Here is a 13,569-nt window from a genome sequence, read left to right on the forward strand (position 1 = left end):
CATTTCGAACAGAGCCGTTAAGCCCCGTACTGCCGATGGTACTGCTGTCATAAGCGGGAGAGTAGGAAGATGCCACCTATTGAAACAGCGAAAGCCGTTCACCCAGTGAACGGCTTTTTGCGTTTAAGTCAGGGTAAAATATAAAGACGCTAAAAAAGGCTTTCATAGGTATGAAAGCCTTTTTTAGCGTCTTTAATGCGTATCAATAATTCATTTATTACGCCATTTCAAAGGCTTCTATAGCTGGCAATGTAATTTTCTCCAACAATTCCTCCTCCAGCAAATCGGCCCAGGCATTCATGTAAGCAATTACATCCTGCCGTACATTATGCTTCAGATATCTTTGTTCTAAAGGAAAACGTAGCAATACCTGCCGATCATCTAAGCGTTCAAGGTGTTTAATATCTTCAAGGACTAGTCCAGCATTGAGCATTTCATTAATCAATAGATCAATGGGCATCTCACTAGTTGAACAATAGTCCTCTGCTTGTTCATTCCAATCGCCATGACGTTGCATCGCATATTGGTGAATCTGTTGCTTATTAAGCTTTGTAAGCTGTTGTGCGAGGTTTCCACAGTTACAGCCACCCATATGCCCCCATTGATAAGGAGCGCCATGCTGTAAATTCTGGGCTGTTTGACGAAGGGCATAAATTAACTCGGGCGTTGGGCGGGCCATGATGATTTGAAATTTAGTTTATTTACTACCTGTTCTTCTCGCGAAACAGCAGTTTTAGCCATTTTGTTCATCGTTCCTAACTAACGAAAAAAGCCCGATCAGATCGGGCTTTCGTCTTAACGAACCAGCTCCATTAAGTCCTTATCGTTAACTTCTTTTCGGATATCGGCCATATCCAGAAAACGGGTATAAATGCCGTCGAGTGTTGGCTTGTCGTAGCGGAAGCCGAGTAGTTCGAGCCGGTGTTTCAATGCATGACGACCGCTACGGGCTGTTAGCACAATTGACGATTTGGGTACGCCCACATCATGCGGGTTCATGATCTCATAGTTCTCCGAGTGCTTCAGGAAGCCGTCCTGGTGAATACCAGAGGAGTGAGCAAAGGCATTACGGCCAACAATGGCTTTGTTGGCCTGCACGGGCATCCGCATCATTTGCGATACCAGGTTACTAACCGGAAAAAGTCGGGTTGTATCGATATTTGTATGGAGCCCTAATTCCTTCTTCACTTTGATGGCCATAACCACCTCTTCAAGCGACGTATTGCCAGCACGCTCACCAATACCGTTCATGGTCACTTCTACCTGCCGTGCGCCGTTCATAACGCCTGCCAGTGTATTGGCTGTAGCTAACCCAAGATCGTTGTGGCAATGGATGGAAATGGTTGCCTCATGAACGTTCGAAACATGCTCATAGATGTAGGCTATCTTTCGGCCGTATTCATCCGGTAGGCAATAGCCCGTTGTATCCGGGATATTAACAACAGTAGCACCCGCTTTGATAACGGCCTCCGTTAGTTGGGCGAGAAAAGCAAGATCTGCACGGCCGGCGTCTTCGGCGTAAAACTCTACGTCTTCTACGTACGTTTTAGCGTGCTTTACAGCTGCTATCGCCTGCTCAAGGATATTTTCCCTTGTGCTGTTGAATTTATTCCGAATATGAATGTCTGACGAACCAATACCTGTATGAATACGTCCACGCTTCGCCCATTTCAGTGCTTCGCCAGCGGCATCAATATCCCCTTTTACCGCACGGCTGAGCGCACAAATAGTCGGCTCGGTTACGGCTTTTGATATTTCAACGACCGAACGAAAATCGCCTGGGCTCGATATAGGGAAACCAGCTTCAATGATATCAACGCCCATCCGCTCCAGTTCTTTAGCCACTACAATTTTTTCTTCGGTGGTTAACTGGCAACCCGGCACTTGTTCCCCGTCGCGTAGAGTAGTATCAAAAATATAAACTCGCTGGCTCATAATTCAGTATATTGAAGTAGTTTATGATTCGTTTATTATGAAAAAAGCCCTCTCTCAAAGCAGAGAAAGGGCTTTTTCGGTATAGCGTATCCTTCTCCGTCTTAGAAAACGTTTAAATTTTGCAGTCGGCAGAGTAGGAATAGGGTCATTTTTTAGTTTGCGAAATTTCGCTGATTGCGTAAATACGCTACAAAAATAAATGATTTTGACAATTTTACAAATCGCCAAAAGTTTTAGACGGTTAATTTAATCTGTTTTAATTAAGCGCCCAGGCGCTGTAAAATCTGGGCGCCCATTTGTTCCGTGCCGAGTATTTTATCCGCAGCTGTATTGGATTCCGCAATGTCGCGGGTGCGGAAACCAGCCTTTAATACGGAATCAACAGCATTGACAACGGCATCTGCTTCGGCCTTCATACCAAAGGATATATCCAGCATCAAAGCAACTGACAGTACAGACGCGAGTGGATTTGCTACACCTTTACCGGTGATGTCGTGCGCCGAACCATGGATAGGCTCGTACAGCCCTGTGGTATCCCCTATAGAAGCCGAGGCTAGCATGCCCATCGAACCGGCAATCTGGCTGGCTTCGTCGGTCAGAATATCACCGAACAGATTGCCGGTAACAACGACGTCAAAACGCTTGGGGTCTTTAATTAGTAGCATAGCTGCCGCATCGACAAACTGATGCTCTACTTCTACTTCAGGGTAACGGGGGGCGATTTCCTGGATAACCTCCCGCCACAGACGCGATGATTCCAGAACGTTGGCTTTATCGACAGAGCAAAGCTTTTTGCGACGGGTCATGGCGGCATCGAAGGCTTTTATCGCTATACGCTCCACTTCATAACGGCTGTAGATCATTGTATCGTAGGCTGTATTTCCTTCGTCTTTACGTCCACGTTCACCGAAATAAACATCGCCCGTAAGCTCGCGGAAGAAGAGGATATCAGCGCCCTGGAGAATTTCCGGCCGGATACTCGAAGCACTTAGCAGTTCGTCGAACAGTTTAATAGGGCGTAGGTTAGCATACAGGCCCAACGCTTTACGTATACCTAATAAGCCCTGCTCAGGACGAACCTTGGCGGATGGGTCGTTGTCGTATTTGGGGTGACCGACGGCACCAAAAAGAATCGCGTCTGATGCTTTCGATTTGGTGATGGTTTCTTCGGGGATAGGATTGCCGGTGGCTTCAATAGCAGCATGACCGATCAGCGCCGTATCGTAGGTGAACTCGTGATTGTACTTCTCCGCAATAGCGTCCAGCACTTGTTTACCAACAGCTGTTACTTCCTGACCGATGCCATCACCGGCAATAACTACAATGTGTTTTTTCATTTTAAGAGACAAAAGAGCAAAAGAAAGGTTGACGTTCTATTAATCGCTGGTCTTCCTTTGCGATGGGCAAGCTAAACGAACGAATTGAAAATTAAAATTGGTAGATTGGGTAAGTAAATCGAGTGGGTCATTTAGGCTTCACGGCTTCGGCAATAACATTTTTGCCAATAACTTGTCCGCCCGTAAGGCTATCAAGCAGGCGGCTTACCGGAAAAATAACCCGGTCGTAGAAGATGATAGACTCTTTGGTGATTCGACCATCTTTACCAAGCCATTTATAGATCAATGAAATAAAATAGCCTGCAAAATCGTAGTACCGGCAATCCGTAACGCGCAATCCGGCATCTTCCAGAATCTGGCGGACCAGCTTTTTGTCGTAGCGCCGATAATGACCTACGTGTTCATCCATATTACTGAAAATCTCCTGCCGGGCCGGCACAAAAACCTTGATGCGGCCACCCGGCTTGAGCTTTTTGAATAGTTCTTTGACGATTTCGTCGTGGTGCTCAATATGCTCCAGGACGTTGATGGTATAGATCAAATCGTATGTTTTAGCCAATGTGCTGATGTCCGTATACACAGGTTGTTTGATCAGCGGCAGCAGTTCCGGGTCAATCTCGGCGGCATCAACAGTACCAATTGGGAAGCGGTTGGCGTATTCACCATTCCCGGCACCGAAATCCAATATGGCTTCGCCGGGGCGAATATCGCTTGATATCCATTTGAAGAGACCGCCGTTATAATTAATAGCGTGGCTCATCATGGCCAGGTTGTCAGCCCCGTTGTAATCTACCTTTTCTGCCGTTTGTTTGGCCTGACTCATAACTAACTATTTGGGAGACGAAGTAAATGAAATAACGTTGTATGCTTTTTTTACTGAGCACGAAGTTATTAAACGAATCGTCATTTTTAGTCTAGGGTATTGAGCATTTTTTGAGTGGCTTTAATGGCCGATACGGTCTGATCTGAATCGAGTCCCCGTGTTTTGAACTCCCCGTTTTTATGCTTCCAAGTGATAATTGTTTCACAAAGGGCATCTGTTCGACCGCCGGTTGGAATCCGTACGGCGTAATCGGTCAGTAGCGGTAAAGTCAGTTTTTTCTTGCTGTAGATCTTTTTCAGGGCGTTCATGAACGCATCGTACTGACCATCGCCCTGGGCACTTTCTTCAAAATGCTCATCGGCAATGCGTACCCGAAGCGTAGCCGACGGCTTAAGGTCTTTGGAATGAGTCAGTACGTAATTCAGGACTTCGACCCGCGATGCGATGGAGTTGGTATTCAACACATCGGAAATAACGTAGGGCAAGTCCTCGCGCGTAACCACTTCTTTCTGGTCGCCCAGTTCAATAACCCGCTGCGTGACTTTTTTGAGATCATCTTCCGACAACTGAATACCCAACTCGCGCAGGTTATTCTCGATATTGGCCTTACCCGACATTTTACCAAGTGCGTAGCTGCGTTTCCGGCCAAAGCGTTCAGGCAACAGGGCGTTGAAGTACAGGTTGTTTTTCTTGTCACCATCGGCATGGATACCCGCCGTTTGAGTGAACACATTGTCGCCAACAACGGGCTTGTTGTCGGGAATACGTAGCCCAGAAAACGTCTCGACAATCTTGCTGACCTGATACAGGGATTTTTCGCTAACACCCGTTCGGACCTCCGGCATAAAGTCGCGCAACACGGCAATAGCGCTGGCCAATGGTGCGTTGCCAGCCCGTTCGCCCAGCCCGTTAACGGTCAGGTGTATACCGTGCGCTCCTGCCCGAATGGCCTCCATCACGTTGGCAATGCTGAGGTCGTAATCGTTGTGTGCGTGGAAGTCGAAGTGCAGATCCGGGTAGCGGGTCACTAACTGATTAACGTATGTATAGCTCTCGCCGGGCGTTAGAATGCCCAGTGTGTCGGGCAACAGTACGCGTAAAATGGGTTGCGTACTGAGGAAATCCAGGTATTGAAAGACGTATTCCGGCGAATTACGCATGCCGTTACTCCAGTCTTCGAGATAAACATTGGCCTGCACACCCAGTTTACCAGCCGCACAAATAACCTGTTTTATGTCCGTAAAATGCTCGTCGGGGGATTTTTTGAGCTGGTGCGTCAGGTGGTTAAGAGAACCCTTGGTGAGCAGGTTCATGACTTTGGCGCCGGATGCCTGCATCCAGTCGAGGGAGGCTTGGCCGTCAACGAAGGTGAGTACTTCAATCTTGTCGATCAGGTCGACGCTGGCAGCCCAGCGGGTAATCTGCTGCACGGCTTCCAACTCACCCGCCGATACCCGCGCCGAAGCGATCTCTACCCGATCCACTTTGACTTCGGTAAGCAGTAACTGAGCCAGCGCCAGTTTCTCGGACGCAGAAAACGACACACCGCTGGTTTGTTCACCATCGCGGAGTGTCGTGTCCATTATTTCAATGTAGCGACGTTTCATAGGCAAAGGGCGAAAGAGCGAAAGGGTGAAAGAGCGGCTTATATGGCGGAATTGTTTACGCGTAAGCCACTCTTTCGCACTTTCATTCCGCTTCGGCGGTTCGATTTCACTCTTTAAAATGGTCTCGATTCGGCGAAGGCTCCGATTTCTTCTTTCATCGACAGCAGATAGTCGATGTCGTCGTAGCCATTGGTGAGGTTGTGCTTCTTGTATTCGTTGATTGCGAAGCTTTCACTTTCGCCCGTTGCCAGCAACGTAACGGTTTGTGCCGGGAGATTCACTTCCAGTTCAGTCTTCGGATCAGCTTCGATGGCTGCGAAGATCTTCTCCAGGAATTCGGGGCTAACCCGAACCGGCAGGATACCGACGTTAATGGAGTTGGCCTGGAAAATATCGGCGAAGAAGCTCGATATGACGCACCGGAAGCCATAATCATAAATGGCCCAGGCGGCATGCTCGCGGCTCGATCCGCTGCCGAAGTTTTTACCACCCACCAGGATTTTGCCCGAATAGGTTGGGTCGTTCAGGACGAAATCGGCTTTGGGTGAATTGTCGTTGTTGTACCGCCAGTCGCGGAAGAGGTTGTCGCCAAATCCTTTACGCTCGGTGGCTTTCAGGAAACGGGCGGGAATAATCTGGTCCGTGTCGACGTTCTCAATCGGCATGGGAACGGCACTGCTGCGGAGTATGGTAAATTTATCGTAAGCCATTTTTGTGAAGGTTGGTTTGAAGTTTGGCGTTTAAAGTTTGACGTTATCATACATCTGGCTATCTACCGATAACCAGGTGGTGAAACGTCAAACATCAAACTTCAGACTAGTTAAGAAACTCGCGAGGGTCAGTAACGACACCCGTAACGGCGGCAGCGGCTGCTACAAGCGGGCTTGCCAGCAGCGTGCGGGCACCCGGCCCCTGCCGACCTTCGAAGTTGCGGTTGGAGGTCGACACGGCGTACTTACCCGCCGGAACTTTGTCTTCGTTCATGGCCAGGCAGGCTGAACAACCCGGCTGACGCAGTTCGAAACCGGCCTGGGTCAGGATGTCCAGAATACCTTCTTCCTGAATCTGTTTCTCAACGATGTGCGAACCTGGTACTAACCAGGCCGTAATGTTGTCGGCTTTCCTGCGGCCCTTTACAATCGACGCAAAGGCGCGGAAATCTTCAATCCGGCCATTGGTGCAGCTACCAAGGAACACAAAATCGACCGGCTTGCCAATCATGCTTTCGTTTTCCTGGAAGCCCATGTATTGCAGCGATTTCTTGTAGCTGGCAGAGCCATCTTTTACGCTGTCGGCGGTTGGGATCTGGTGCGTAACACCGGTGCCCAGACCAGGATTCGTTCCGTAAGTAATCTGTGGCTCAATATCCGCAGCGTCGAAGGTAAGGTCGAGGTCGAACGTAGCGCCTTCGTCGGTTTTGAGAGATTCCCAATACGGAACGAGTTTGTCCCACTGCTCGCCTTTGGGCGACAGTTCGCGGCCTTTGAGGTAGTCGAGGGTAGTTTGGTCGGGAGCGATCATACCACCACGCGCACCCATTTCGATGGTCATGTTACAAACCGTCATGCGGCCTTCCATGGTCATGTTCTCGAACACTTCACCGGCGTATTCGACAAAGTAACCCGTAGCACCGCTGGCCGATGTCTGCGAAATGATGTACAGGATAACGTCTTTAGGCAACACTGCTTTACCAGGCTTACCATTAACGGTAATCCGCATCTTCTTCGGCTTCGGCTGCATGATGCACTGCGTAGCCAGCACCATCTCTACTTCCGATGTACCGATACCAAAGGCAATGGCCCCGAAAGCACCGTGTGTTGAGGTGTGCGAATCGCCACAAACGATGGTCATGCCGGGCAGGGTGATGCCGTTTTCGGGACCAACAACGTGCACGATACCGTTTTTGATGTGGCCCAGACCCCAGTGGGAGATGCCGTACGTTTTGGCGTTGCGCTCCAGAGCTGCCAGCTGATTAGCCGACATGGGATCAGCAACGGGCAGGTGCTGGTTAATCGTTGGGGTGTTGTGATCGGCGGTAGCAAAGGTGCGGTCGGGATACAATACCGTTGCGCCACGGCCTTCAAGACCTAAAAAAGCCACCGGGCTCGTTACTTCGTGGATAAAATGACGGTCGATGAACAACACATCGGGACCATCTTTAACCTGCCGGATGACGTGTGCATCCCAGACTTTATCGAACAGGGTTTTTGGGGTACTCATAACTATAGAGGATAACTAATCGCGGTAATTTCTTTAGTGCTTTCCAACCATCACGGGGATAGAGAAAGGTGGCTACAAAATTGATAAATCTTAGTCAATGGCTAATCCCGCCATTCGTCCAGTAAATAGCGATTTTAGTTCAAGTGGGTTAGTTGGGTGGAAAGCGGTATTTGTATTTGGCCGTATCTTACAGTGAAGCCGAGCTCTTAAAACAAGCCCGGTAGGTTTCATAAAGCTTATTGGCTTACGTGGTGTCAGGTTCTTAAACCTGACTTCACAGTAGGTTGCTTTTTTACCTGAAATCTAGACCGCAAGATGCTGTCTGATACAACAACTTATAACGACAACGCCACCAATTCTCCCGGGTGCCCAACCGCGCCAACGGCCACAACAATGTACTGCTTGCCGTTTATGGAATACGTCATGGGCAGGCCGGATTGGTTGGCGGGTAGCTCAATTTCGGAGATGATGTTTCCCGTTGCTTTATCATACGCCCGAAACTTGTTGCCGCCACCGCCATCGGAGCCGTAGAGGCCCGCGCCTTCTCCGGCAAACAGCAGCGTTTTGGTGACCAGCATACCCACCCGGTCCGGCAAACCCGTTCGGGGAATTTTGATGCCTTTCAGAGCGGGAACGTCTTTTACCCAACTCGGCGTGTCGGCGTTGGGTACCATCCATTTATGATCGCCGGTGTTCAGGTCGATGGCCGTGATTCGTCCGTAAGGTGGTTTTACCAGCGGCAAGCCATACGGACCAATGCGGGCATTGCCCATGTAGGCCACGTAATCCATGTCCGAAATAGCGGGAGCGGCCTCCAGACTCATGGGCCGGATAACGGTGCTGGACGATACATACAGCATGCCCGTTTCGGGGTCGACCACACCGCCCTGCCAGTTGGCCCCACCCACCGCATCGGGGAGCATCAGCGTGCCTAAGCTTTTGGGTGGATCATAGACGCTAACGGGAGTAAACAGCGGCCCCTTTTTATACCGGCTCACAATTTTCAGGGCGGCTTTCCTGATCTCGGGCGTGAAATCGACCAGAATACTATCGGAGTAGCCCTGTCGGTCAAAAGCGGCTGGTTTGGTGGGGAAGGGCTGCGTGGGCGATGTCCATTCGCCTTTTACATCGCTTTTGGGAACGGGACGCTCCTCAATGGGCCAGACGGGTTTTCCGGTGATGCGGTCGAACACGAACGCAAACGCCTGTTTGGTGACCTGTACAATCGCTTTGATGGGTTTGCCGTCTACGCGTATGTCGGCCAGAATAGGCGGGGCGGGTAAGTCATAATCCCAGATGTCGTGGTGGATGAGTTGGTAATGCCAGACCTTTTTGCCCGTTTGGGCATCCAGACAAACCAGACTCTGCGAAAACAGGTTGTTGCCCGGCCGGTGCCCGCCATAAAAATCACCCGTTGCGGCTTCTAAGGGCAAATACACATAGCCCAGAGCCGGGTCGGCCGTGAGGGGTGCCCAGGCTCCGGCGTTTCCGGTATATTGCCAGCTATCCTTTTCCCAGGTTTCATTTCCGGCTTCACCGGCTTGCGGAATGGTGCGGAAAATCCAGAGCTGTTTGCCGGTCTTTACATCATACCCCATGATGTCGCCCCGAACCTGTTTCTTAGAAGTGGGGGCCAGCCCAACGGGGAAACTGGCACCCATGATAATCACGTCGTTGACGATGATGGGGGGCGAGGTTGAGCCAATGGTGGAGGTGAGCGGGTCGACATGCGGGCCAAGGCCTTTCTTGAGATCCACCACGCCGTTATCGCCAAAATCGGAGATCAGATGCCCGGTCTGCGCATCGAGGGCGATGAGTTGAAAACTGGGCGTGATATAAATAACCCGGTCTTTCCCTTTGTCGGGCGAGGTCCAGTAGGCAACTCCCCGGCCGGAATTCTGACGGGGCACATAGGTCTTTCGGTCTTTTTCGTCGAACCGGAATGTCCACAAGGTTTCCCCGGTTTCGGCCTGGATGGCGGCTACGGTTCGGTTCGAACCTGCTGTGGTGAACAGCACGCCATTCACCATCAGGGGTGTCGATTTAAAATAAAACTCCGGGTTCGGGCCAAAATTATCGGTCTTCCAGCGCCAGGCAATTTTGAGCTGTTTGGCATTGTCTTTATTAATTTGGCTCAGGGGCGAGTAGTTGGAACTGGCATAGTCGCTCCGGTGCTGTCGCCAGTCGCCTTCAATGGTGATAGGTTTCTCCGTGTACACGGCGGGTTTAAACTGCATACTCACCCGCGATGAGGGGGGAGGGGTTCCAATCGGAATCGCCCTCAGCCGCGCTGTCGCCGACGGTAACGCCACATCGCCTTCCGGAAAACCGTTGGCATTCAGGATAAACGCGATCAGCGACGCGTACGACGCATCATCCAGCGAATGCGGATTGGTTTTGGGCATCGACGACTTGGTCAGGTCGAACAGCTGCCCTACTGATTGAGCGCTCCATTTGCCAACGAACCGCTCGCCAACCAGCGCATTACCGCCTTCGGTGCCCCTTAAATCCCGCCCATGACAGGCCGCGCAATGCGTAGCAAAGAGGGCAGCTCCTGCTTCGACCTGTTTTCGGGTATAAACGCCCAAATTAGCCGTTAACGCGGCTTTAGGCTTTGAGGACTGTTGCGCTTTCAAGCCTGGATGAAAAAGGAGACAGATAAGGGCCAAGCCAATGGATATAGATAAATTCTTCATTTAGCCAGGATAATGGGAGGGTTTATTCGTGTAGAAGATTACTCAAGCTAACATACATTTGGGCATAAAAAAAGGCCAACTCAATGAGTTGACCTTTTTTTTGTCGGGAAGGCGGGATTCGAACCCACGACCTCTTGCACCCCATGCAAGCACGCTACCGGACTGCGCTACATCCCGAATTGGTTTGCAAAAGTAATGGATAATGGTCAATGTACAATGGATAAAGATGGAAATTCTGTGGTATCCTCACCCATTGTACATTAACTATTAGCCATTAGTCATTAATTCTTCCCGCTACCCTGTACCGCCGGTTGTTGGTTTGCCCGCCGTTGCTGCTGCATGGGATTTGGTCCCTGCGGACCAAAACGCTGCTGTTGCTTGAACAACTGAAAACGCGTGGGTTGCGCCATGCGTGGGAATGCATTGTTTTCCGTATCGATGTCGGCAATCTCCTGGAAGGGGTCCAGAACCCACTGCTTCACCTTTTTAGGCGTGGCAATGACTTTCTTGATCGACACATCGTTAAAACGCCAGATCTCGGCCGGGAAACGGGCTACCGAATCGGTACCGTCTTCAAACTCCATCCGGATGATAACCGGCATCGGAAGACCACCTTTGTTTTTCAGCGATAGGGTGTAAAAGTTCGTCGCTGCGTTCGTCTCCAGCGTTTTCCGCTCGTCAGGAGTCAACGTGGCCAGGTAATCCTGGTACTTCTTCTTGTCGGCATCCGTGACGGCATAGGGGTCGTAGCTGTTGTAGAAGTCCTTCATGGTAGAGTCTTTTGCTACAACCGTTTCGGCCTGCGTGGCGGCATCGCGCTGCTTGCTGATGGTACCGGCGCGCCGTTTGGCTTCGGCACGGGCTGCCGCTTTCGTTACTTCCGGATTGCCCGAATCGACCTGGAACCAGTCAACTTCGACTAAATCCTGATCGACAGGCTCAACACCGTAGAACCAGCCCTTCCAGAACCAGTCGAGGTCAACACCGGAGGCATCTTCCAGGGTGCGGAAGAAGTCGGCCGGCTCAGGGGTTTTGAAAGCCCAGCGACGGGCGTACTCTTTGAAGGCATAGTCGAAGAGTTCGCGGCCCATGACCGTCTCGCGCAGGATGTTCAGCGCTGTAGCCGGTTTGGCATAGGCGTTGGCACCCAGGTTAATTACATTATCAGAGGTTGTCATGATGGGCGACAATACCGATTTGTCCGACTTCATGTAGTCGACGATCAGTTGAGGCTCACCCCGGCGGGTGGGGAAGTTGTAATCCCACTCTTTCTCCGCCAGATATTGGCAGAAAGTGTTCAAGCCTTCGTCCATCCAGGTCCACTGCCGCTCGTCGGAGTTGACGATCATGGGAAAGAAGTTGTGTCCCACTTCGTGGATGATCACCCCGATCATACCGGCTTTCGTCTGTTCCGAGTAGGTGCCATCGGGTTCGGGGCGACCGCCGTTGAACGAGATCATGGGGTACTCCATACCGCCACCCGCCGTTGCATGGCAGGAAATGGCTACCGGATACGGGTACTTGATGGTTCGGTTGCCGTACGACCGAAGCGTGTGCTCAACAACGCGGGTCGAATACTGGCCCCATAACGGGTTGCCTTCTTTGGCGTAAAACGACATCGACCAAATCTTATGGCCATCGCCGTATACGTCGGTTTGCATAGCATCCCAGATAAACCGACGGCTGCTGGTAAACGCAAAGTCACGGACGTTCTGAGCTGCGTATACCCACGTCTTCTTGCCGACCTTATCGGTTGGTTTGGTTTTGAGCGCTTCTTCGGCTTCGGCCTGCGTGACGATAACAACCGGATTTTTCGATGTTGCCGCCTGCGCCATACGCTTTTGTTGCGTTGGCGAGAGTACCTGCTTGTAGTTCTGGCACTCACCGGTAGCTCCCACCACATGGTCGCTGGGAGCCGTTATGGCGACTTTATAGTTGCCGAAGATGAGGGTAAACTCACCCTGACCCAGAAACTGCTTGTTCTGCCAGCCCGTTACGTCGCTGTAGGCGCACAGACGAGGAAACCAGTGGGCAATGAAGTAGTTGTAGTTGCCATCTTTCGCAAAGTACTCCATGCCACTCCGGCCGTAATACTCTGTTACGAAGTAATTCCAGTCCACGTTGAATGAATAACTGCCGCCGGGTTTTAGCCCTGTCGGCAGATCGATGCGCATCATGGTCTGGTTGATGGTGTATTGAAGCGCTTTGCCTGTTTTAGCATCTTTCACCGAGGTAATATGATAGCCAAATTTGTCGGAAGGCTGCTGGCTGCTGCGTTCCCGAACCGAGGTCAGGTTCTGCAACTGGGCGAAACTCATACCGCTCTCACTCACGCTGCCGGTGCGGGTTACACTGCCGGTAGAACCTTTAGCAAACAGGTTCTGGTCGAGCTGAAGCCAGATAAACGGTAACTCGTCAGACGAATTATTATGGTAGGTAACGGTCTCGGAACCGATGATCTTCTGATTGGCGTCGTCAAGTTCTACCTTGATGTCGTAATCGGCGCGGTTCTGAAAGTAGTCCTTGCCGGGCGCGCCGGAAGCCGTACGGAACGTATTAGGGGTAGGCAGCATGGGGCCTAACTGCTCAAAACGCGAGTTGGCATTCTGGGTTGGGGCCGCTGGAGCCTGTGCCATCGAAGCGGCCGACCAGAAGGTCAGGCTCGCCATTAACAGGAGTTTTCTCATAGTTTATCAGGGAGTTGATGCTTTTTTAATTTCGACCAGTGCCTTGTTTAGCGGGTTGTTGTTGACGTTGCTGTTGCATGGGGTTAGGAGCCGCGCCACCGCCCCGCTGCTGCTGCTTGAATAACTGGAAACGCGTTGGCTGGGCCACCGGCGGGAACGAGTTGTCCTCCGGGTTGATGTCGGCAATCTCGTAGTAGGGGTCCAGCGTCCACTGCTTCACCTTCTTGGCGGTGGCAATCACCTTGTTGATCGACACATCGTTGA

The 13,569-nt window shown here is 51.1% G+C and carries 10 protein-coding genes and 1 tRNA gene; all 11 read right to left on the reverse strand.

All coding sequences use genetic code 11. The annotated features are described in order from the left end of the window. Window positions 1–217 precede the first annotated feature (217 nt). On the reverse strand, window positions 218–679 hold the full coding sequence (locus ACYVJM_RS31430) for a hypothetical protein (protein ID WP_461152082.1): 462 nt from the start codon (window positions 677–679) through the stop codon (window positions 218–220). A 116-nt stretch (window positions 680–795) separates the two neighbouring features. Further along, entirely contained in the window at window positions 796–1,935 is a 1,140-nt protein-coding gene (locus ACYVJM_RS31435; RefSeq protein WP_461152083.1) for a 2-isopropylmalate synthase, read from the reverse strand. 260 nt (window positions 1,936–2,195) lie between these two features. Further along, window positions 2,196–3,272 (reverse strand): 3-isopropylmalate dehydrogenase, encoded by a 1,077-nt coding sequence (gene leuB, locus ACYVJM_RS31440; RefSeq protein WP_461152084.1) that lies wholly within the window; start codon window positions 3,270–3,272, stop codon window positions 2,196–2,198. Window positions 3,273–3,399: 127 nt separating this feature from the next. Next, a complete protein-coding gene (locus ACYVJM_RS31445) occupies window positions 3,400–4,095 on the reverse strand; it encodes a class I SAM-dependent methyltransferase (RefSeq protein ID WP_461152085.1) in 696 nt (231 codons plus the stop codon). A gap of 86 nt (window positions 4,096–4,181) precedes the next feature. Next, on the reverse strand, window positions 4,182–5,702 hold the full coding sequence (locus ACYVJM_RS31450) for an alpha-isopropylmalate synthase regulatory domain-containing protein (RefSeq protein WP_461152086.1): 1,521 nt from the start codon (window positions 5,700–5,702) through the stop codon (window positions 4,182–4,184). Between the two features lie 113 nt (window positions 5,703–5,815). Beyond that, complete coding sequence (gene leuD / locus ACYVJM_RS31455; RefSeq protein ID WP_461152087.1) at window positions 5,816–6,412, reverse strand: 3-isopropylmalate dehydratase small subunit; 597 nt, start codon at window positions 6,410–6,412, stop codon at window positions 5,816–5,818. A 106-nt stretch (window positions 6,413–6,518) separates the two neighbouring features. Next, window positions 6,519–7,922: a 3-isopropylmalate dehydratase large subunit gene (gene leuC / locus ACYVJM_RS31460; protein WP_461152088.1), complete on the reverse strand. Its 1,404-nt coding sequence runs from the start codon at window positions 7,920–7,922 to the stop codon at window positions 6,519–6,521. 335 nt (window positions 7,923–8,257) lie between these two features. Next, window positions 8,258–10,618 carry an outer membrane protein assembly factor BamB family protein gene (locus tag ACYVJM_RS31465; protein WP_461152089.1) on the reverse strand — a complete coding sequence of 787 codons (2,361 nt, stop codon included), beginning with the start codon at window positions 10,616–10,618 and terminating at the stop codon, window positions 8,258–8,260. Between the two features lie 103 nt (window positions 10,619–10,721). Then, window positions 10,722–10,795 (reverse strand) — tRNA-Pro (locus ACYVJM_RS31470). A gap of 104 nt (window positions 10,796–10,899) precedes the next feature. Next, on the reverse strand, window positions 10,900–13,305 hold the full coding sequence (locus ACYVJM_RS31475) for a M1 family metallopeptidase (protein WP_461152090.1): 2,406 nt from the start codon (window positions 13,303–13,305) through the stop codon (window positions 10,900–10,902). 25 nt (window positions 13,306–13,330) lie between these two features. Further along, window positions 13,331–13,569: hypothetical protein (locus ACYVJM_RS31480; protein WP_461152091.1), on the reverse strand; the 239-nt coding region annotated here is incomplete at its 5' end.

The organism is Spirosoma pulveris (assembly GCF_054781875.1).